The organism is Anaeromyxobacter terrae (genome assembly GCF_022690685.1).
Classification (GTDB): Bacteria; Myxococcota; Myxococcia; order Myxococcales; family Anaeromyxobacteraceae; genus Anaeromyxobacter; species Anaeromyxobacter terrae.
Window position 1 is genome coordinate 13,493 of the sequence record NZ_JALCYY010000035.1, and the last position, 19,898, is coordinate 33,390.

The window sequence follows — 19,898 nt, forward strand, 5'->3', positions numbered from 1 at the left end:
CCTCCTTGCGCGGTGACCTTCGCGTCGCCATGCGGCTCACATGGCCCACGCGATGAACAGCGCGATCGACTCGAACTCGCTCATGCGGCTCGTCGCCGTGGACGTGTCACGCGGCGCCACCACGAAGCCGCCCCAGTCGGCGTTCCCGCCGCTCCACGGGAGCAGCCCCCCGGTCGCGTCGCCCGGGAAGCCGTCCGTCGTCTCGATGTTCGCGACGAGGATCGCCTTCACGTTCGCCCGGAGCAGGAAGGCGATGCCCGGCATCACGTGGAGATCGGCGACGTCCGCGCCGTCCGACGGGCGGAGCCCGATCCGCTCCACGCGGACCGCCGGCACCATCCACGGGTAGAGCACGTAGCTCAGCTCCGCCCACTCGACGTCCGTGTGCACCGAGGCGAGTCCCGCGGTCCCGCGGTCGTGCTTCTGGTCGTAGCCGCCGAGGTCGAGCTCGAGCGAGGCGAGCTGGGCGCGGACGGCGCCACCGACGGTGAAGGAGCTGTCGCCGGTAGCGGTGTCCGTTGCGCCCGGCGTCGGGAAGTACTCGCGCGAGTGGTAGACGAAGGCGTCCACCGTCACCGCGTCCTCGGCCCACGGCTTCATGGCGTCCTTCGGGCCCTGGGCGCCCTCGCCGTCGAGCCGCAGCCCGCCGAGCTTGTAGCCGGCGTGCGCGTACCAGTTCTCGCTGTTGAACCGAGTTCCGAAGGTGTTCTTCCCGGTGCTCACACCCGCCGAGTAGTCGGCCTGGCCGGCGACGACGCCGGTCACCTCGAGGCCGTTGTAGTCGTCGACGAGGGTGAAGGGGTCGGTCGAGAGCCCGTAGATCGCGGTGACCGGCACGGTCGTGACGCGGGCGTCGCCCAGGTAGGACGAGTGCGGGCCGAAGCTCGTGAGCGTGGGGAAGCCCCTCCCCACGACCAGGTTCACGAGGTGCTTCGGGCCGACGAGGTCGTTCAGGAGCACCTGGGCGTGCTCCACGTCCGCGCCGCTCGACGACAGCGTCAGCTCTCCCCACAGGGTGACCGTGTCGTCGAGCGCGGCGCCTGCCCACAGGTGCCCCTCTGCCACGAGATCGTCGAGGACGAACTGCGCGTCGTTGTTCGCCCGCGGGACGCTCGCGCCCTTGTCCGGGTAGTAGAGCGCCTGACCGTTCACGCCGATCGCGAGCGGGACGGACGCGGGGATCCACGAAGGCCACACCGACTTCGGGAAGGTCTTCTTGTTCGCCTCCTGACCCATCACGAGGGTCCCCTGCTTCACGTAGTCGCTGTCGACGCCGGGGAAGCGATAGCCATTCCGCCGGAACGCCTCGCCGAAGGGCGTGAGGCGCGGGTAGACCGAGTGGCAGGTGAGGCAGCTCGTCTCGTACTTGCGCGCGAAGGCCGGGATGCCGGCGGCACGCGACGGGGCGGAGGCGATGGCTGCGAGGAAGGAGAGCTGCAGCGCGAAGCAGACCCGGAGCTTCATGGCGCCCTCTCGTCGGACGCGCCGCACGCTCGAGCTCACCGCCGAGCGGTGCGACGTCGGAGCCGCGGGATCGAGGCAGACGACGACGGGTGCACCGTATGTGAATGGCGCGCCCGCGAGACGACCTCGTGAGGGGGCGCCCCCGTTGAACGCCGCCCTGGGTGCCGGGCGCCACCACGCCCGAGGCCTTCCGAGGGACGGGTTCCCTCCGGCGGGGCGCGCGAAGCGGCGCGGGTCACGGCGGATCCCTGGCGCACCGAGAAGCGCGCGAGCGATGCGAGGGCCTGGTCGGGGACCCACGCCCGCGCGAGCTCGTTGCGGGTCGCTCCCATGCCTCGGCAACGAGTGGGAGGGGGATCCCGCGCACGGCACCCGAGGCACGACCGGCGTGCTTCCCGCGTGGTCGCCACGAGGGCGGCCTGCCGTCCGCGGCGACCGCCTGTGGTCGAGTCTTGTCACGCGTCCGGGCGATCGCGTTCGCCGGCGTCGGCCTCAGATTCCTGCGACCGGGGAGACCGCGGCACGAGCGTCGAGCCCTCGAGTCCCCCGGAGAAGGAGGATGAGATGAGGCGAAGGAGATGGCTCACGGTGCCGGGCCTCGGGATGGCGGGACTGCTCGTGGCGCTTCCGGCGTATGCGAACGGGGCGAACGCGCCCGCGCGCGCGGGAGCCGTGAAGAAGCTCGACCGCGCCCGCGGCGAGATCAAGCTCGCGGGTTCGGGCGGAACGCTCAAGGTGACCGAGGACACGCAGATCCTGAAGGACGGTCAGCGCGGGACGTTCTCGGACGTGCGGGAGGGCGACGAGGTCCGGGCGAGCTACTCGGGGTCGGGCGACACGGAGGCGGTGAAGAAGCTCGAGGTCACGACCGGCCCTGACGCCCCGCTGCCGGGTTCAGTCACGGACCAGGCCTGGTATCTCCAGGGAGGATGAGCCGGGGAGGACGGCGCGGACGATGCGCGACTCACGCGCTCTGCGGCCCGCCCTGCCGCTCCGCGCCGTCCACGGGGCTGCCCTCCTGCCGGAAACGCTCCGCCGGGGCAACGCGCGCTTCGATTCAAACCCTCCGCTCCTCGCGTCGGCGTTATGGGAGTCCGGGCAACGTCGCGCGCGAGGGACGCGCGCGAGCGCCAGGAGGAGTGCGTTCATGATTTCAGAGGAGATCCGCGCAGCGCTGACGCAGGAGAGCTCGGCCGCCTTCGTGACGCAGGGGCCGAAGGGGCCGCACCTCGTCGCGACGTGGAACAGCTACCTCCGTGTGCTCGACGACGACACCATCGCGTTCCCGGCTGGCGGATACCGGCGGACCGAGGAGAACGTCCGGAGCGGCAGCGAGGTGCAGATGATCGTCGGGGCCAAGAATCCGAAGGGGGTCGGCTTCCGCCTCTCCGGCCGCGCGGAGTTTCAGGTGGGCACGCCTGTCCACGAGCTGCTGAAGCGGGACTTCCCGTGGTGCCGCGCCGCCGTGCTGCTGCGCGTCACGCAGGCGGAGAAGGTGCTCGGCTAGCGCCTCCGGCCCTCGCCTCCAGCACACCTGGCGGTCGGGGTCGGGGTCGAGGGCGAGGGTGGGGTCGCTCGGGGCCGCATCGCCGCGGTCGAGGTCACCTTGGCGCGCCGCCGGGACGGGACCTCACGTCCTCGGCGGGCCACGATGGACGGGGACAAGGTACGGGGGGCGGTGCCGTCCGCCAGACGCCGCCGGCAACGCGGGGCTGCGGGCGGGGGCTGCACGTGGGCGACGTCGCCTAGGCCGACCGCGTTGCATTGCGGTCCGTGGGTCGGGGCGGTGCCTACCGCGTCCAGTGGCCCGCCTGCGGGCGCGAGGTCCCGCCACGTGGGGCGGCGCGCTGCGGGCGGGGTGGTGATGGGCTCGGGCTCGGGCTCGGGCCTCGGGCCTCGGTCGAGGTCGGGGTCGAGGTCGAGTGGGGCCCGGGGTCGCGGTGGCCCGCGTCCCAGGGGGCGCTCACGGCGTGATGGGGAGCCCGGCGAGCCGCCGGGCTCCGGCCCGCGCTACGCCATCGCCGCCATCGTGCTGCATGCCTCGGCGCACGAGCGGCACGCGTCGGCGCAAGCCTTCATCTGCGCGTCGCCCGCGAACTCCTCGCAGGACTCCTCGCACGCCTTGCAGATCTCGGCGCACGTCGCGCACTGGTGGAGGTGGAACACGGACTCGCGCGACAGGAGCGCGGCGCTCATGCGGCAGCTCTCCGCGCAGTCCATGAGGAGCTTCACGTGATCGGCCGCCGCGTGCTTGCCGCCCTTCTTCAGGCAGTGCGCGAGCGTCTGCTCGCACACGCTGAAGCACGACAGGCACTCCTGGATGCACCGCCGCATCTGCTCGTCCATGTGGCTGAAGTGCGGCGTGGCCTGGAAGGTCGCCTGGAAGCCCTGCTGCCCGCTGACGGTGGCCATGTCTCCCTCCCCTGGATTGAGCGCTTCGGAGGGAACATTGGGGGTGCCGCCCCGTGGAACAAGCCGGGCGGAGCGCGAGCTGCCAGGCGTCGGCCTCCTATTGCTTCTCGATGACGCCGCAGGCGATGCGCGCGCCAGAGTTGCCCGCCGGATCCGTCTTCTCGTCGTCGGGGTCGGCGTGGACGACCAGGGCCGTGCCGTCCGGCCCGAACAGCGAGCCCTCGCCCGCGCCCAGGGTCGCGCCCTTCGCGGTGAAGGTCGCCTTCGCCTTGCCGTCCTTCCCCACCGACAGGTTCGGCAGGTCGCCCGCGTGCACGCCCTCGGGGTTGTGGACGCCGTGCTTCTTGCCGAACGGGTTGAAGTGGCCGCCGGCCGACTTGAAGTCGGGCGGCTCGCACTTCGCCGCTCCGTGAATGTGGATGCCGTGCTTCCCCGGCGGGAGGCCGGCCACCGCCACCTCGACCTTCACGCCCCCCGCGGCGGGCGTGAACGTGGCCGTGCCAACCTCCTTGCCGTCGGCGCTCTTCAGGACTGCCTTCGCGGACGGATCCGCGGCAGTGACGAGGAGTGGAACGGCCAGGGCCAGGGACAGGGAGAGGAAGCGAGTGGTCATGCGGGGACAGCTACGGTCGCCGAGCTGCCCCGGCTCGGACCGGAAGGGGCGCCCATTTGCGGGCAGTGCACGCGTCAGCTCTGCGGTCCGATGCTCACGCGGGAACGCTGCCATGCATGACGAGGCGTGGCGGGCAGTCGCGAGCGCGGCGTAGCGTCGCGGGCGCGGCGGACTGTCGCGGCGTCCGATGATCGCGAACAATTGATTGAGCAATCGCGCCCGTCTTCAGGCCACACGCATTGCAAATCGGGCCCGTTCCTCTGCTACTGTCCGCCGCACGCCGCTCGGACATCGGCCTCCCGATCCCCTCACAGTGCGCTCGCACGCGCACCCGCCCGCGAGGAACATCCCATGGCGACGCCCGCCCTGAAGGCTCATCCCGACACCCTCCGCACCCTGCCGGGAGACGACGTGCGGCAGCTCATGTGGCGGTTCGCGGAGCGGTACGACCTGCAGATGCTGGTCCAGTCCACGCGCGGAGTGGCGCGCGGCCCGGTCGCGCGGCTCGTGGCGGAAGGCGGGCGGAACGAGCACGAGTGGACCGCGCGGAAGAATGAGCTCCTCGCCCACTACGACGCGTCGGGCATCACCGCGGCGTTCATGGAGCCGGAGGAGGGCGGCTTCATCGCCGGCCCGAAGAACCTCGCCCTCGCGCTCGCCGCGTTCGAGCTCGCCTGGGTCGACGCGGGCGCCGCGACCGGCGCCCTCGCCGGCTTCCTGGGCCTCTCGCCGATCCACGAGCGCGGCACGCCGGAGCAGGCGCGCCACTACATGAGCCTCGCCGCGCCGGCGAGGCCGGGCGAGGACCGCCGGCCCTGGCGCGCCGCGTTCGCGCTCACCGAGCCCATCCCGTACGTCGGCGTCGACACCGGCATGCTCTCCGGCAAGGTGAGCGTGGCGGAGTGGAAGGACGGCGAGGAGCCCGTCCTCCGGGTCGAGAAGCGCGGGCGGTTCATCACGAACATGGGGTTCGCGAACTTCGTCACCGCCGCGGTGGACACCGCCGATCCGCGCATCAAGTCCTCCTGCCTCGTCATCCTCGAGGAGACGGATCCAGGGACCTTCGACCGCGGCACGCCCACGAAGAAGCTCGTCCACCAGCTCTCCTCCACGAGCGATCCCATCTTCAGCCTGCGCGTCCCCGCGAGCCGCATCGTGGGCGGGTACACCGTGAAGGACGGCGTCATCGTCCCCAACTTCGACCACTCCGAGGTGATCGAGGCGGTGTTCCGGCGCACGCGCGTGACCGTCGGCGTCATGACCTCCGCGAAGCTGCTCAGCGCGATCGAGCCGGTCATCCGCTACCAGCGCGGGCGGTTCCGCGGCGCCGAGCAGGCCGCGCCCGGCTCGGTGCGCTACGAGCTCGGCATCCAGCAGCGCGAGGACGCGCTGCACCGGCTCGTCGAGGTCTGGGCGGCGGGGGAGGCGGGCGCGTCGCTCGGCTTCGCGACGGCGCGGCTCTTCGACGAGCTCGATCCGCTCGAGAAGAAGAAGGACGCCGCGCTCGCGGCGCAGGGCGTCTCCGGGATGAAGGCCACCCTCAAGTGGCTGAAGGCGCTCGAGCAGAAGGGGCTCGAGCTGCTGGAGCTCGAGGCGCACCCGCGCGGCGAGAAGCAGGAGGCGCGCATCGCCGAGCTCCGCGCCGACGAGCTCGTCCGGTTCGCGCTCCTCGACGCGCAGGCGAACGTCCTCTGCCCCGCGACGAAGCTCTGGAACACGGGGGTCGGCGCGAGCGTGATGCGCGAGGCGGTCTCGCTCATGGGCGGCTACGGCATCACCGAGGACTGCCCCGGCTTCCTCGGGCAGAAGTGGATGGACGCCCAGCTCGAGGCCACGTACGAGGGGCCCGAGGCCGTCCAGCGCCGCCAGCTCTCGGTGACGATGGCGAACCCGCTGTTCCTCGCGCAGATGAAGGCGTGGGTCCGCGAGCTGCGCCACGTCTCGGGCGCGCACGCGGGCACGGGGGCCTGCGCGCTCGCGTCGGCGATGGAGCTGTGGCTCTGGACGTACCGGCACCTCGAGCGATCGACCGACGCGGACGGCGCGAGGCTCGTCCAGTCGCCGCGGCAGGGCGTGACGTTCAAGCTCGCCGACGCGCTCGGCTGGCTCATGGCCGCGCGCAGCCAGATCCTCGACGCGGTCGTGCTCGCCGAGGACGGCGCGCCGGTGCTCGGCGAGGCGCACGCGGGCACGGCCCGCTTCTTCGCGGACCTCTGCCACGTCCAGGCGGCGCGCGCCGCGGGCGAGGTGGGGCGCATCTGCGCCGAGCTCGTCCACGGCTACAACCGTCACCCGTCCTGGGACGCGGAGGGGCGTGCGGCGTGCTGGTCGGCGAGCGACGCCGAGGCGCTCGAGGGGATCATCCCCGGCCTCGCGGGCTGCTCCGCCGACGAGATCGCCGAGGGCGGGCTCCCGGACAAGGAAGGTCCCTGCGCGTCCTGCCAGGGCATCAGCGACTTCCGGACGCTGCGCGTGAAGATCGACGGCTGCCTGACGGGCGCGATGCTCGCGAAGGACCGCGCGGCGGAGGCGCTCTCGAAGGTGATGATCCCCGAGGCGCTCGACTACCCGCAGTAGCTTTCGCTCGCAGGAGACGCCCTTGGAGCCCCTCGGGACGAACGAGCAGCCGGAGCGCCAGACGATGTCCGTGGACATCGCCTGCGTCGGCTTCGGGCCGGCGACGGCCGGCTTCCTCGCCACCCTGTCGCGCCGCCTCGCCGCGGCCGACCGTCCGCCGCTCGAGAGCGCCGCGGCGCCGGGCCTGCCGCTGCAGGTGGTCTGCTACGAGCGCGCCGACGACCTCGGCTTCGGCGTCTCGGGCGTCGTGACCCGCGCCCGCGGCCTGCGCGCCGCGTTCCCGGACCTCGACGCCTCGCAGATCCCCATGGCGGCGACGGTGAAGGACGAGCGCGTCCTCTACCTCCTCGATCCTCTCGGTGCGAGCCGCCGCTCGGCCACGCTGCGCGCTGCGGACCGGACCCTGCGCGCGTTGCGCGGCGTGCTGCCGTTCGCCGACGACGCGGTCGAGCTCCCCTGGACGCCCGAGTTCCTGCACAAGCACGACGGCCTCGTCCTCTCCATGGGCCAGCTCATGCAGTGGATGAGCGCGCAGGTGCTCGCGTCCGGCGCGGTGCAGCTCTGGCCGGGGACGCCCGTCGCCCAGGCGCTCGTCGAGGGCGGCAAGGTGCAGGGCGTCCGGCTCGTCGACCAGGGTGTCGATCGCCAGGGCCGCCCCGACGCCGGGTACCTGCCGGGCATGGACGTCCGGGCCGCCCTCACGGTCGTCGGCGACGGGCCGGTCGGCGCGGTCGGGCGGCAGCTCGACGCGGAGCTGGGCATGCCCGCCGGGCACGCGCGGCGCGAGTGGGCGGTCGGCATGAAGTTCGTCGTCGACCTCCCGGAGGACACGCGCCTCGAGCCGGGCACCGTGCTCCACACGCTCGGGTTCCCGGAGCCGGAGATCTTCGGGTTCCTGTACGTCCACCCGGACCGTGTCGCGTCGGTCGGGATCTTCGTCCCGAGCTGGTTCGAGTCGCCGGCGCGCACGAGCTACCGGTACCTGCAGCACTACGTCCAGCACCCCGCGATCTGGCGGCACCTCGCGGGCGCGCGCCTCCGCTCCTGGGGCGCGAAGTCGCTCCTCGAGTCCGGACGCCGCGGCGAGCCCTTCCTCGCGGGCGATGGCTTCGCGCGGATCGGCGAGGGCTCCGGCTCGACGAACGTGCTCACGTCCTCGGGCGTGGACGAGGCCTTCACGACCGGCGTCCAGCTCGCGGAGGGCGTCATCGCGCTCCTCGAGGCGGGGAGGCCGCTCACGAAGGAGGGGCTCGAGGAGGCCTACGTCGCCCGGCGCCGCGCGAGCTGGGTCGAGGCGGAGGCGCGCGTCGCGGAGAAGGCGCGCGACGGCTTCCAGCGCGGGGTCGTGCCCGGCCTCGTCGGGATGGTGCTCGCGGGGCTCACGCGCGGCAGGGTCGCGCTCGGGCACGAGCCGCCTCACCCGGCGGACGCGGTCGGGACGCTGGAGGCGTTCTACGCCGGCCGGATCCCGGCGGAGGAGATCGCGCGGCTGCGGGCGGAGTGCGAGGCGAGGGGCGTGCCGCTGCACGACGCGCTCATGGATCGCGCGGGCTGGCCGGCCGTGCCGCTCGACGGGAAGCTCCTCGTGTCGCAGCAGGACGCGCTCCTCATGGGCGGCAAGGTCCAGGCGCCGGCGGGCTACGCCGATCACGTCACGTTCCTGTCCGCCGAGCGGTGCCGCGCCTGCGGCAAGCGCGTGTGCGTCGAGATCTGCTCGGCCGAGGCGCTCCGGCCGGGCGCCGAGGGGGTCCCGAGCTTCGACCGCGAGAAGTGCGTCCACTGCGGCGCGTGCCTGTGGAGCTGCACCGGGCGCGTGGACGGCGGCGACGAGGTGAACCTCCAGCTCCGCGCCGGGACGGGCGGGCTTCACTCAGCGGAGAACTGATCGCCAACCCGCCCGCCGGCCTCGCCGGAGGGCGCGCCCTACGAGGAGCTCATGAGCACCGGATACCAGATCGTCGTCCTCGGGAGCGTCGTCCCCGACCCGCTCCAGACCCTCGAGCCCGCGCAGACACCGCAGGGCCCGGGCCTCAAGAACGAGCTCATGCTGCCGCACGTGCTCGACCCCTGGGCGGCCCACGCGCTGTACGAGGCGGCGAACCTCGCGGCGAGGACGCCGGGCTCGAAGGTGACGCTCGTCTCGCTCGGCCCGAAGGCGAAGCTCCAGCAGGTCATGATGGCGGTCGGCCAGAAGGTCCCGTTCGAGCTCGTCGCGCTCGACGGCCCCGCCGGCGGCTTCACGGATCCGCACGAGGTCGCGGCGAGGCTCGCGGAGACCGTGAAGGCGCTCCCCGGCCTCGATCGCTCCCGGCTGCTCCTGTTCGGCGGGTGGGAGTCCGCGTCGCGCGGTGCGGGCGTCACCCTCCAGCTCGTCGGCGAGCGGCTCGAGATCGCCGACCAGTTCCAGGGAGTCGACAGGCTCACGCCAGGCGAGGGCGGCTCGTTCGAGGTGCTCGAGCGCGTGGAGGGCGGGAAGCACCAGGTGTCGCGCTGCGCCGGCGCGCCCGCCGTGCTGGGCTGGGCGACCGGCGAGCTGGGCGAGCCGAAGAACAACCCGCAGATCGGCATGGCCAACATGCGCGGCGTCATGCCGGCCCTGCAGAAGGCCGCGCCCGCGCCGGTGGGCACGGGCGGGGTCGAGTTCCTCTCGGTCGCGGTGCCGAGGGCGCAGCGCGAGACGCGCATCGTGAAGGACATGAGCCCCGACGACGTCGCGCGCGAGCTCGTCGAGTGGATCGGCCAGGACTAGCGCGAGGGATCCCGACCATGGACACCGTCCTCCTCCTCACCCATACCGAGGCCGATGGCGGCCTCCCGCGCGCCGCGCTCGAGGCGCTCTCCGCGGCGCGCGCCGTCGGCGGGCCGCTCGTCGTCGGCCTGTTCGGCGGCTCCGTCGAAAGGGCCGTCGCCGCGCTCGGCGGCGCCGGCGCCACGAAGGTGCTCGCCGTCGAGGGACCCGCGTTCGCCGACCCGCGCTACGGCACCGACGCCGCGGCTGCCGCGGCGCTCGCGAAGGCCTCCGGCGCGAGCGTCGTCCTGGCGCCTGCGACGAGCCGCATGGCGCGCGTCGCGGCCGGGGTCGCGCAGCGGCTCGGCGGGCGCGTGGACACCCACGTGACCCAGGTCGCCGCCGACGGCGGCGTGGCCGTCACCCGCTGGTTCTACAAGCAGCGCATCGAGGCGAGGCTCCGGCGCAAGGAGCGCCCGTGGGTGCTGCTCGTCGATCCGGGCGCATATCCGCCGGCGAGCCTCGAGGGCGGCGCCGCCCCGGCGGTCGAGCGGCTCGCGCTCGCCGCCGACGGCCTGACGCGGACGGAGGTCCTGGGGCTCCGGGCGCCGTCGTCGGGTGAGCAGACGATCCGCCCGGACGCGAAGCTCCTCTTCGTCGCCGGCGCGGGCTGGACGAAGAAGCAGGCGTCCGGGAAGCCCGAGCCGGAGCGGGCCGAGCAGCTCATCCTCGGGCTGCTCCGGGCCGCCGGCGCCTCGCTCGGCTCGTCGAAGTCGCTCGTGGATCAGGCGGGGGAGGGGCAGAAGGTGTTCGAGTTCATGACGCACCTGAACCAGGTCGGCCAGACCGGCTCCACCCCTCGCCATCCGAAGGGGCTCGCGACCTGCTGCCACGGCGAGGAGCCGCACGTCGTCGGCTGGCGCTTCATCCGCGAGCGGCGCGCGGTGAACCTGGACGCGGGCTGCGGGTGGGCGCGCGGCAAGGCGGACGTGCTGTACGTGGCGGACGCGTTCGCGGTGATGGAGAAGGTGAACGCGCTCCTCGCCGAGAAGGGGTAGCGCCCGCCGACCGTGGCCCGTCGGCCTCCGTCCGCCGCCAACCGAGCGCTCGCGTCCGGGCTCGCGGCCGGCAAGGCTTTGCCGCCACCGCCCGGACGGTGTATGGCTACGCCCGCATGAAGACGCTCACCGAGCTCAGCGGATCCCTGATTCGAACGGCGGCGGCCGCGGTCGCCCAGGCCAAGCGGTCGCTCCCGGCGGAGGAGAAGCCCGCCGCCCCCGTCGCCGCAGCGGTCGAGGCGCCGTCCCCGGTCGCCCCGGAGGGCGCCGCTGCCGCCGAGGCGTCCGGCGAGGCGTCGAGCGTCGCGCCCGACGCCGCGGAGCCCGCACCCGTCGAGGCGGCGGAGGCCGCGCCCCCGGCGCCGGCCGAGGCGCCGAAGCCGGCCGCCGAGGGAGAGAGCGAGGCGGTCAAGGCCGCGCTCGACGCCGCGGTCGCGACGGCCACGGGCCTCTCGGGCGATCGGCTCGCGATGCTGCGCGCCGCGGTCGAGGTGGTGGGGCGTCGCGCCGAGGACGTGCGGCTCGTCCGCGTGTTCGGCGCCGAGGAGCCGGTCCCGGGCGCGAAGACGAGCGGCGGCCACCAGTACCTCGTGGACTTCTTCCCGCAGAGCATGAAGCAGACCGTCAGCTCGCCCCGCGAGGAGCGCGGGGGCCGCGGTGGCCGTGGCGGGCGCGGTGGCCCCGGCGGCGGACGGGGAGGCGGCGGCGGTGGTCGCGGCGGTGGCGGCGGCGGCACCAAGGCCGGCGCGACGGGCGGCTTCTCGATGGACTCGCTCCGCGAGGATCGCAAGAACGAGCGCGGCGGCCGCGGGCGGCCGGGCGGCGGCGGCCGGAGGCCGGGCAGCGGCGGTGGCGGCGCCGGCGGCGGTCGTCCGGGCGGTGCCCCGAAGAAGTAGCCTCGCGCAAGGACTCACCCGACCCGAGCATGCACGATCCCCTCGCACCGCTCCTGGCGGACGGCGTCATCGAAGAGGTCTGCGCGCGCCTCAAGAGCGGCAAGGAGGCGGACCTCTGGCTCGTCCGCCACGGCGGCGAGGTCGTCGCCGCGAAGGTCTACAAGGCGCGCGAGGCGCGGAGCTTCCGGAACAACGCCGGCTACAAGGAAGGGCGCCAGGTCCGCGACTCGCGCATGCAGCGCGCGATGGACCGGGGCAGCCGCTTCGGGCAGGCCGCCGCCGAGGAGGCGTGGAAGGCGAAGGAGGCGGACGCGCTCCACGCGCTGCACGCCGCCGGCGTCCGTGTCCCCAGGCCGGTGATGTTCTACGAGGGCGTGCTCCTCATGGAGCTCGTCGTCGATGCGAACGGCCACCCCGCGCCGCGCCTCGTGGACGCGCACGTCGCGCCGGAGGAGGCCGCGGCGCTCTACGCCGACCTGCGCAGCCAGATCGTCCGGATGCTCGGCTGCGACCTCATCCACGGCGATCTCTCGCCGTACAACATCCTCCTCGGCTGGAACGGCCCGGTGGTGATCGACTTCCCCCAGGTGGTCGGCGCCGCGCACAACAGCCAGGCGGAGTCGTTCTTCCAGCGCGACCTCGAGAACGTTCGCCGCTTCTTCGCGGCCATCGATCCCGCGGTCCGCGACGCCTCCGGCGACGGCCGCGAGATCTGGCGCGCTTACGTCCGGCGCGAGCTCTCCCCGGACTTCGTCCCGAGCGGGCGGCCCCCGGAGCCGCCGCGACAGGGAGGCGAGGGGACCCGCGGCCAGGGCCACGGCCGCGGTCACGGAGAGCGTCACCCGCAGCGCTCGCCGGAGCAGAGCGCGCGGCGCGATCGCGGCTGGCAGGAGCGGCGCGAGCGGCCGCCGCAGACGGCGCAGCACGAGGCGCGCGCGCACGCGGAGCCGCGCGAGCGCCATGACGCGCCCGGGGCGCATCCGCATCCGTCCGCGTCGCGCCCGGAAGGTCAGCACCAGTCCGGTCCGCGGCAGGCGTACCAGTCCGGTCCGCGGCAGGCACAGCAGCCCGGTCCGCGGCAGGCGCAGCAGCCCGGTCCGCGGCAGGCGCACCAGTCCGGTCCGCGGCAGGCGCAGCAGCCCGGTCCGCGGCAGGCGCAGCAGCCTGGCCCGCGGCAGGCGCAGCAGCCCGGCCCGCGGCAGGCGCAGCAGCCCGGCCCGCGGCAGGCGCAGCAGCCCGGCCCGCGCCAGTCGCAGCAGTCGGGTCCGCGGCAGGCGCAGCAGTCCGGTCCACGGCAGGCACAGCAGTCCGGTCCACGGCAGGCACAGCAGTCGGGTCCGCGGCAGGCGCAGCAGTCGGGTCCGCGCCAGTCGCAGCAGCCCGGCCGCGGCGGCCCTGATCGTCGCCGCAACGCTCCGGCGCCGGAGGTGATCCGGGTGAGCCGGCCACTGCTCGGGCCCGGGGGTACGCCGGCGCCGACGCAGGGCAGGCCCGCCGGCGCTCCTCCCGCGCACGGCCCACCGCGCGCGGACGGGCCGCGACACCACGACCATCGCCGGCACGGCCGGCGCGGTTAGCCCCCGGAGCGGCGGCGCGTCAGCGCCGCTTCGGCTTCGCCTGGATCTCGATCGCCACGGGCGTGCTCTTGTCGAAGTCGAAGCGCGCGCGGATCTCGTCTCCCTCGCGCAGGTCCGACAGCTTGGCCGGCCGGTCGTCCAGCGTGACGCGGGTCTCCTCCGCCACGTGCAGCTCGGCGGCGGGCGCGCCCTCGCGCGCGATGGTGACGCTGCGGCCCATCCCGAGGAGCCCGTCGCCCACCGACTTCACGGTGCCCTTCACCTCGAACGGATGCTCGCTCGCGATGGGCGAGCGGGCGGCCGCCGGGGTGGCCGGCTGCTGAGTCTCCCGGGCAGACGTGGCGCAGCCCGCGAGCCCTGCGATCGCGACGAGTGCCGACACGAAGAGTGACAGTCGCATGAGCTTCTCCCTCCCTGGAGAGAAGGTGGCCTCGCGCTCGGCGGGCGGCCACCGGCGCACGGGCGGCGGCGGCTCAGGCGCTCTCGACCCGGTCGCGCAGGCGGTAGCCGACGCCCGGCTCGGTGACGAGCAGGCGCGGCCGGGCGGGGTCCGCCTCGACCTTCTTGCGCAGCTCCGCCATGTGCACGCGGACGTAGTGCGCCTCCGTCGCGTTGGGCCCCCAGACCTCCCGCAGGATCTGACGGTGCGTGAGGACCCTGCCGGCGTGGCGCGCGAGCAGGGCGAGGAGCCGGTACTCGGTGGGCGTGAGCCGCACCTCCCGGCCCTCGACCGTCACCTCGCGCCGGGAGAGGTCCACGCGGAGCGGTCCCGTCTCGAGGACGACCGGCTGCTCGGGGCTCGCCTGGGCGTGGCGCTGGGCGACGCGGAGCCTCGCCAGGAGCTCGTTCACCCCGAAGGGCTTCGTGAGGTAGTCGTCGGCGCCCGCGTCGAGCGCGTTCACCTTGTCCTCCTCGCGTCCGCGCGCGGAGAGGACGATGATCGGCGCCTTCGTCCACTCGCGCAGGCGCCGCGCCAGGTCCACGCCGTCGCCGTCCGGGAGCGTCAGGTCGAGGAGGTAGATGTCCGGGTTGTGGCCCGTGGCGAGCTGCTCGGCCTCGCGCACCGACTCGGCCTCGAGGAGCCGGTAGCCGCGGGAGGTGAGGGCGGCGCGGAGGAACCGGCGCACCTGCGCCTCGTCGTCGACCACGAGCACGAGCGGTCCGGTCGCGGTCATGCGCCGCTGCCTCCCGCCGGCTCGGCGGGTCGCGGCCGATCGGCCGGCAGCGGCAGCGGCAGCGTGAGGCGGAAGACGGCGCCGCCTCCGGGCCGGTTCGCGGCGACGAGCCGGCCCCCGTGCGCCTGGGCGATGGCGCGGGCGATGGGCAGGCCCAGGCCGACGCCGCGGACGCCGGCGTGCGCGCCGCGGTGGAACCGGTCGAAGATCCGCTCCTCCTCGCCTGCCGGGATGCCCGGGCCCCGGTCCGCCACGTCCACGACGAGGGTGCCCCCCTCGCGCCGCGCGAGGATCTCCAGCTCCGAGCCGGGCGGGGTGTACTTCGCGGCGTTCTCGAGGAGGTTCACGAAGAGCTGCTCGACGAGGACGGGGTCGAGGGAGACGAGCGGGAGGTCGTCCGGCAGCGAGGTCGCGACGCGCCTCCCCGCGAGCCGGCGCTCGAGCCGGGTGAGCGCCCCACCGACGACCTCGACGAGCGGCACCCACTCGCGCTTCGGCTCCACCGCGCCGGAGTCGAGCCGGGTCATGTCGAGCAGGTTCGCGACGAGCCTCTCGAGCCGCTCGGCCTCCTCGCAGATCGCGTCGGCGAGGTCCCGGCGCGTGGCGGGATCGAGCGCCGGGTCGGCGCGCAGCGTGGAGGCGGCGCCCGTGATCACGGCGAGCGGCGTCCGGAGATCGTGCGACACCGCGGAGAGCAGCCCGCTGCGGAGCTGCTCGGTCTTCGCGCGGAGCTCGGCCTGGCGCGCCTCCGCGGCGAGCCGCACGCGATCGAGGGCGAGCGCCGCCTGCCGCCCGAGCGCCTCGAGCAGCGTGCGCTGCTCGGCCCCGAGCCCGCGCTCGCCCTCGGTCCGCAGGGCGAGCACGGCGAGGACGTCGCCCCACGCGCGGACGGGCGCGCAGCTCACGGCCTCGCCGGGGAGCGTGTCGGTCCCGCGCCCCGCGGCCTGACCGTGCTCCGCGACCCACTGCGCGACGGCGCGCTCGGAGGGGCTGAGCGTCGCGCCGCGCGGCGAAGCCGCCAGGGCGGCGAGGTCCTCGTCGCCGCGTACGCGCAGGAACACCACCTCCGCGTCGAACGCCTCCGCGACCGCCTTCACGCACACCGCCGCCACCCCCTCGTCGTCGAGGGCCGCCCCGAGCTCACGGCTGAACCCGTAGAGCGCCGAGGTCCGCCGCTCGCGCCCCATCGACGCCCGCTGTTGCTCGCGCAGGCGCAGCGTGAGGGTGCCGATCACGACGCTCACGCCGAGCATCATGACGAACGTGAGGAGATACCGCGCGTCGGACACGCCCAGCGTGAACGACGGCGGCACGAAGAAGTAGTCGTACGAGACCACCGCCAGCATCGCCGCCAGGATGGAGGCGCGGCGCCCGGTGGTCAGCGCCGCGATCATGACCCCGAGCAGGAACAGCATCTCGACGTCGGGCACGCTGAGCAGCGCCCGGACGGCGGCGGCGACGGCCGTGGTCAGCGCGATGACGGCGGCCGCCCGCAGGTACTCCGCGCCGCGGGCGCGCCCTCTCCTGGGCACCGCCCTGTGCTCCTGGCCCTCCTCGACCCCGCCCGACAGCACGTTCACCTCGATGTCGCCGCTGCCCCGGATGATCTCGTCCACGAGGGAGCCGCGCAGGCGGTCGCGCCAGCGGGGATGGCGGGGCTTGCCGAGCACGATCCGCGTGACGTTCCGCCGGCGCGCGAAGTCGAGGATCGCCTCCGGGACGCGCAGGCCCGTGAGCCGGATCACCTCGGCGCCGAGCGACTCGGCGAGGCGGAGGTGGGACTCGAGCCGCTCCCGGTCATCGTCGCCGAGCGGCGGCTGTCCGCTCGCCTGCACGGACGCGGCGACCCACGGCGCGCGCAGGCCCGCCGCGATCCGGCGCGCCGCGCGCACGAGGCGCGCCGAGTCGGGCGCGGGGCCGACGCACACGAGCACCCGCTCCGCGGTGGGCCACGGCACGTCCACGCCGTGCTCCGCCCGGTACGCGAGGACGTCGGAGTCCACGCGCTCCGCCATGCGGCGCAGGGCGAGCTCGCGGAGCGCGAGCAGGTTCCCGCGCTGGAAGAAGTGTTCGCGGGCTCGCTCCGCCTGCTCGGGCAGGTACACCTTCCCCTCGCGCAGGCGCTGCAGGAGCTCCTCCGGCGCGATGTCCACGATCTCCACCTCGTCCGCGCGCTCCAGGATCGAGTCGGGGACGGTCTCGCGCACCTGGATGTGCGTGATCTGCTCCACCACGTCGTTCAGGCTCTCGACGTGCTGGACGTTCAGGGTCGTGTAGACCTCGACGCCGGCCTCGAGCAGCTCGACCACGTCCTGCCAGCGCTTCGGATGGCGCGAGCCGGGGGCGTTCGTGTGGGCGAGCTCGTCGAGGAGGAGGATGTGGGGACGTCGGGCGAGCGCGGCGTCGAGGTCGAACTCCTCGAGCACCCGGCCGCGATACGGCAGGGGCCGGCGCGGCAGCACCTCCAGCCCGAGCATCAGGCCCGCGGTGTCGTAGCGACCGTGCGTCTCGATCGCGCCGACCACCACGTCGACGCCCTCGGCCACGAGGTCGCGCGCGACCTGGAGCATCCGGTACGTCTTCCCCACCCCGGGCGCGAAGCCGAAGAAGATCTTGAAGCGGGTGCGCGCCTCGCGCTGGGCCTCGGCCGTCACGCGCGCGAGGAGCGCGTCCGGATCCGGCCGCCCCGGCTGCTGCGTCATGGCCGCGCTCCAGTCACCTCCCGAAGCCAAGCCATCACCGGTCGAGCCCGTCAAGCGCCAGGTTGAGCGCGAGGACGTTCACCCGCGGAGCCCCGAAGAGCCCGAGGAACGGCCGCTCGACGTGCGCCTCGACGAGCGCGCGCACCCGCTCGGGCGGCATGCCGCGCGCGCGCGCGACGCGGGGCACCTGGTAGAGCGCCGCCGCCGGCGACAGGTGCGGGTCGAGGCCGCTGCCGGACGCGGTCACGAGGTCCACCGGGATGGGCGCGTCGTTGCCGGGATCGGCCGCCCGGAGCACCTCGATCCGGGCGCGAACGGCGGCGGCGAGCGCCGGGCTCGAGGGACCGAGGTTCGATCCGGCCGACGCGCGGCCGTCGAACGGGACGGGCGTCGTCGCGGAGGGTCGTCCCCAGAAGTAGCGCGTCGAGGCGAAGGGCTGCCCCACGAGCGCCGAACCCGCGGCGCGATCGCCGGCGCTGACGACGCTGCCGTTCGCCTGCGCCGGGAACACGAGCTGCGCGATCCCGGTCACGACGGCCGGGTAGACCCCGCCGAGGAGGAGGGTGAACGCGGCGAGCAGCACGGCGACGGCGCGGATCACGGGCACCTCTAGACCAGGCGGAGCGCGGCGAGCGCGAGGTCGATGAGCTTGATGCCCGCGAAGGGCAGGGCGAGGCCGCCCACTCCATAGAGCAGCGCGTGCCGCGCGAGGATGGTGCTCGCCGGGGCCGGGCGATAGGCGATCCCTCGGAGCGCCAGCGGGATGAGCGCGACGATCACGAGCGCGTTGAAGATCACCGCCGACAGGATGGCGCTCGCGGGCGAGTGGAGCCGCATGACGTCGAGCGCGCCGAGGACCGGATAGGTCGCGCCGAACGCCGCGGGGATGATGGCGAAGTACTTGGCCACGTCGTTCGCGATGCTGAAGGTCGTGAGCGCGCCGCGGGTCATGAGGAGCTGCTTCCCGATCTCCACGATCTGGATGAGCTTCGTGGGGTTCGAGTCTAGGTCGACCATGTTGCCGGCCTCCTTCGCCGCCTGCGTGCCGGTGTGCATGGCCACGGCGACGTCGGCCTGGGCGAGGGCGGGCGCGTCGTTCGTGCCGTCGCCGGTCATGGCCACGAGGTGGCCCTTCGCCTGCCACGCGCGGATGTGCGCGAGCTTCATCTCCGGCGTGGCCTCGGCGAGGAACTCGTCGACGCCGGCCTCGGCGGCGATCGAGGCTGCGGTGAGCGCGTTGTCGCCGGTGACCATGACGGTGCGGATCCCCATTCGCCGCAGCTCGGCGAACTTCTCCTTGATCCCGCCCTTCACGACGTCCTTCAGCTCGACGACGCCGAGCGCGCGGTCCCCCTCGGCGACCACGAGCGGGGTCGCCCCGCCGCGCGCCACGCCCTCCGCGATGAGGCGCACCTCGTCGGGGACCCGCCCCCCCTCGGCCGCGACGAAGCGCGCGATCGCGTCCTGCGCTCCCTTGCGCACGCGGCGGCCGCCGAGATCGACGCCGCTCATGCGCGTCTGGGCGGCGAACGGGACGAACACCGCGCCCGACTCGAGCGTCCGTCCGCGCAGGCCGTGCCGCTCCTTCGCGAGCACCACGATGCTGCGCCCCTCCGGCGTCTCGTCCGCCAGCGACGCGAGCTGCGCCGCGTCCGCGAGCGCGCGCTCGGTGACGCCGTCCGCGGGGAGGAACGCCGCGGCCTGCCGGTTCCCGAGCGTGATCGTCCCCGTCTTGTCGAGGAGGAGCACGTCGACGTCGCCGGCCGCCTCGACGGCGCGGCCCGACGTGGCGATCACGTTCGCCCGGATCATCCGGTCCATCCCGGCGATCCCGATCGCGGACAGCAGGGCGCCGATCGTCGTGGGGATGAGGCACACGAGGAGCGCGACGAGGACGGTGAGCCCCACCGGCGCGCCCGCGCCGGCCGCGCGGACGGCGTGGACGGAGAACGGGAGCAGCGTGGCGGTCGCGAGGAGGAACACCAGGGTCAGCGCGGCGAGCAGGATGTCGAGCGCGATCTCGTTGGGAGTCTTCTGGCGCTTCGCGCCCTCCACGAGCCCGATCATCCGGTCCAGGAAGGACTGGCCCGGCTCGGCGGTGATGCGGACCACGAGCCAGTCCGAGAGGACGCGCGTGCCCCCCGTGACGGCGCTCCGGTCCCCGCCGCTCTCGCGGATGACGGGGGCGCTCTCGCCGGTGATGGCACTCTCGTCCACCGAGGCGATCCCCTCGACCACCTCGCCGTCGCCAGGCACGATCTGGCCGGCCTCGATCCAGACCACGTCGCCCCGGCGCAGCCGCGCGGCGGGGACGTCCTCCCGCGGCGCGTCGCGGGAGGGCGCCGAGAGCCGCGTCGCGACCACCTCGCGGCGGGCGCGGCGGAGCGTGTCCGCCTGGGCCTTCCCGCGCCCCTCCGCGACCGCCTCGGCGAAGTTCGCGAACAGCACCGTGAACCAGAGCCAGGCCGCGACGGCGAGGATGAAGCCCGCGGGCGCGTCGCCCCGCCCGGTCACGACCGCGTGCAGGAAGAGCGCGGTCGTGAAGGCGCTCCCGACCTCCACCGTGAACATCACCGGGTTGCGGACCATGAGGCGCGGGTCGAGCTTCCGCAGCGCGTCGAGGGTGGCGGTCCGGACGACGGCGCCGGGGAGGAGCGGCTGGGCGTGCGCGGAGGGGTGGGCGAGGGCGTCCATGG

Annotated in this window: 16 protein-coding genes; 8 read left to right on the forward strand and 8 right to left on the reverse strand. The window is 74.3% G+C overall.

Annotated features, from left to right (window positions below):
- Positions 1–36: 36 nt before the first annotated feature.
- Positions 37–1,464: a hypothetical protein gene (locus MNY62_RS15940; RefSeq protein ID WP_242345175.1), complete on the reverse strand. Its 1,428-nt coding sequence runs from the start codon at positions 1,462–1,464 to the stop codon at positions 37–39.
- 564 nt (positions 1,465–2,028) lie between these two features.
- Here MNY62_RS15940 and MNY62_RS15945 point away from each other — a divergent pair.
- Entirely contained in the window at positions 2,029–2,397 is a 369-nt protein-coding gene (locus tag MNY62_RS15945) for a hypothetical protein (RefSeq protein ID WP_242345176.1), read from the forward strand.
- 214 nt (positions 2,398–2,611) lie between these two features.
- Positions 2,612–2,971 (forward strand): pyridoxamine 5'-phosphate oxidase family protein, encoded by a 360-nt coding sequence (locus MNY62_RS15950; RefSeq protein WP_242345177.1) that lies wholly within the window; start codon positions 2,612–2,614, stop codon positions 2,969–2,971.
- A 503-nt stretch (positions 2,972–3,474) separates the two neighbouring features.
- Here MNY62_RS15950 and MNY62_RS15955 read toward each other — a convergent pair.
- Together MNY62_RS15955 and MNY62_RS15960 are read right to left on the reverse strand one after the other, a co-directional pair.
- Positions 3,475–3,876: a four-helix bundle copper-binding protein gene (locus MNY62_RS15955; RefSeq protein WP_242345178.1), complete on the reverse strand. Its 402-nt coding sequence runs from the start codon at positions 3,874–3,876 to the stop codon at positions 3,475–3,477.
- A gap of 97 nt (positions 3,877–3,973) precedes the next feature.
- On the reverse strand, positions 3,974–4,489 hold the full coding sequence (locus MNY62_RS15960) for a superoxide dismutase family protein (protein WP_242345179.1): 516 nt from the start codon (positions 4,487–4,489) through the stop codon (positions 3,974–3,976).
- 351 nt (positions 4,490–4,840) lie between these two features.
- Between MNY62_RS15960 and MNY62_RS15965 the strand changes: the two genes are divergently transcribed.
- The 6 genes from MNY62_RS15965 to MNY62_RS15990 all read left to right on the forward strand — a co-directional run bounded on the left by MNY62_RS15965 (position 4,841) and on the right by MNY62_RS15990 (position 13,325).
- Positions 4,841–7,066, forward strand: a complete 2,226-nt coding sequence (locus MNY62_RS15965; protein WP_242345180.1) for an acyl-CoA dehydrogenase family protein — start codon at positions 4,841–4,843, stop codon at positions 7,064–7,066.
- Positions 7,067–7,088: 22 nt separating this feature from the next.
- Entirely contained in the window at positions 7,089–8,951 is a 1,863-nt protein-coding gene (locus MNY62_RS15970) for a 4Fe-4S ferredoxin (RefSeq protein ID WP_242345181.1), read from the forward strand.
- A gap of 51 nt (positions 8,952–9,002) precedes the next feature.
- Complete coding sequence (locus MNY62_RS15975) at positions 9,003–9,815, forward strand: electron transfer flavoprotein subunit beta/FixA family protein (RefSeq protein ID WP_242345182.1); 813 nt, start codon at positions 9,003–9,005, stop codon at positions 9,813–9,815.
- Between the two features lie 17 nt (positions 9,816–9,832).
- Positions 9,833–10,852: an electron transfer flavoprotein subunit alpha/FixB family protein gene (locus MNY62_RS15980; protein ID WP_242345183.1), complete on the forward strand. Its 1,020-nt coding sequence runs from the start codon at positions 9,833–9,835 to the stop codon at positions 10,850–10,852.
- Between the two features lie 116 nt (positions 10,853–10,968).
- Positions 10,969–11,748: a translation initiation factor 2 gene (locus MNY62_RS15985; protein WP_242345184.1), complete on the forward strand. Its 780-nt coding sequence runs from the start codon at positions 10,969–10,971 to the stop codon at positions 11,746–11,748.
- Positions 11,749–11,777: 29 nt separating this feature from the next.
- Positions 11,778–13,325 (forward strand): RIO1 family regulatory kinase/ATPase domain-containing protein, encoded by a 1,548-nt coding sequence (locus MNY62_RS15990; RefSeq protein ID WP_242345185.1) that lies wholly within the window; start codon positions 11,778–11,780, stop codon positions 13,323–13,325.
- 19 nt (positions 13,326–13,344) lie between these two features.
- Here the strand turns inward: MNY62_RS15990 and MNY62_RS15995 are convergent, their stop codons facing one another.
- The 5 genes from MNY62_RS15995 to kdpB form a co-directional block, all read right to left on the reverse strand.
- Positions 13,345–13,725, reverse strand: a complete 381-nt coding sequence (locus MNY62_RS15995) for a hypothetical protein (protein WP_242345186.1) — start codon at positions 13,723–13,725, stop codon at positions 13,345–13,347.
- A 73-nt stretch (positions 13,726–13,798) separates the two neighbouring features.
- Positions 13,799–14,500: a response regulator gene (locus MNY62_RS16000; protein ID WP_242345187.1), complete on the reverse strand. Its 702-nt coding sequence runs from the start codon at positions 14,498–14,500 to the stop codon at positions 13,799–13,801.
- Positions 14,497–17,202: a DUF4118 domain-containing protein gene (locus MNY62_RS16005; RefSeq protein WP_242345188.1), complete on the reverse strand. Its 2,706-nt coding sequence runs from the start codon at positions 17,200–17,202 to the stop codon at positions 14,497–14,499. Before MNY62_RS16005 ends, MNY62_RS16000 begins: the two co-directional genes overlap by 4 nt.
- A 34-nt stretch (positions 17,203–17,236) precedes the next feature.
- A complete protein-coding gene (gene kdpC / locus MNY62_RS16010) occupies positions 17,237–17,803 on the reverse strand; it encodes a potassium-transporting ATPase subunit KdpC (RefSeq protein ID WP_242345189.1) in 567 nt (188 codons plus the stop codon).
- Positions 17,804–17,811: 8 nt separating this feature from the next.
- The gene (gene kdpB / locus MNY62_RS16015; protein ID WP_242345190.1) at positions 17,812–19,896 is read right to left on the reverse strand and encodes a potassium-transporting ATPase subunit KdpB; all 2,085 of its coding nucleotides are present in this window, start codon (positions 19,894–19,896) and stop codon (positions 17,812–17,814) included.
- Positions 19,897–19,898 lie beyond the last annotated feature (2 nt).

What these genes read in the sequence shown, in the direction of transcription:
- MNY62_RS15985 (WP_242345184.1), top strand. Translation starts at nt 10,969, where the DNA reads ATGAAGACGCTCACCGAGCTCAGCGGATCCCTGATTCGAACGGCGGCG.
- MNY62_RS15945 (WP_242345176.1), top strand. Translation starts at nt 2,029, where the DNA reads ATGAGGCGAAGGAGATGGCTCACGGTGCCGGGCCTCGGGATGGCGGGA.
- MNY62_RS15995 (WP_242345186.1), bottom strand. Translation starts at nt 13,725, where the DNA reads ATGCGACTGTCACTCTTCGTGTCGGCACTCGTCGCGATCGCAGGGCTC.
- MNY62_RS15990 (WP_242345185.1), top strand. Translation starts at nt 11,778, where the DNA reads ATGCACGATCCCCTCGCACCGCTCCTGGCGGACGGCGTCATCGAAGAG.
- MNY62_RS15940 (WP_242345175.1), bottom strand. Translation starts at nt 1,464, where the DNA reads ATGAAGCTCCGGGTCTGCTTCGCGCTGCAGCTCTCCTTCCTCGCAGCC.
- MNY62_RS15955 (WP_242345178.1), bottom strand. Translation starts at nt 3,876, where the DNA reads ATGGCCACCGTCAGCGGGCAGCAGGGCTTCCAGGCGACCTTCCAGGCC.
- MNY62_RS15965 (WP_242345180.1), top strand. Translation starts at nt 4,841, where the DNA reads ATGGCGACGCCCGCCCTGAAGGCTCATCCCGACACCCTCCGCACCCTG.
- MNY62_RS15960 (WP_242345179.1), bottom strand. Translation starts at nt 4,489, where the DNA reads ATGACCACTCGCTTCCTCTCCCTGTCCCTGGCCCTGGCCGTTCCACTC.
- MNY62_RS15950 (WP_242345177.1), top strand. Translation starts at nt 2,612, where the DNA reads ATGATTTCAGAGGAGATCCGCGCAGCGCTGACGCAGGAGAGCTCGGCC.
- kdpB (WP_242345190.1), bottom strand. Translation starts at nt 19,896, where the DNA reads ATGGACGCCCTCGCCCACCCCTCCGCGCACGCCCAGCCGCTCCTCCCC.
- MNY62_RS15980 (WP_242345183.1), top strand. Translation starts at nt 9,833, where the DNA reads ATGGACACCGTCCTCCTCCTCACCCATACCGAGGCCGATGGCGGCCTC.
- MNY62_RS16005 (WP_242345188.1), bottom strand. Translation starts at nt 17,202, where the DNA reads ATGACGCAGCAGCCGGGGCGGCCGGATCCGGACGCGCTCCTCGCGCGC.
- MNY62_RS15975 (WP_242345182.1), top strand. Translation starts at nt 9,003, where the DNA reads ATGAGCACCGGATACCAGATCGTCGTCCTCGGGAGCGTCGTCCCCGAC.
- MNY62_RS16000 (WP_242345187.1), bottom strand. Translation starts at nt 14,500, where the DNA reads ATGACCGCGACCGGACCGCTCGTGCTCGTGGTCGACGACGAGGCGCAG.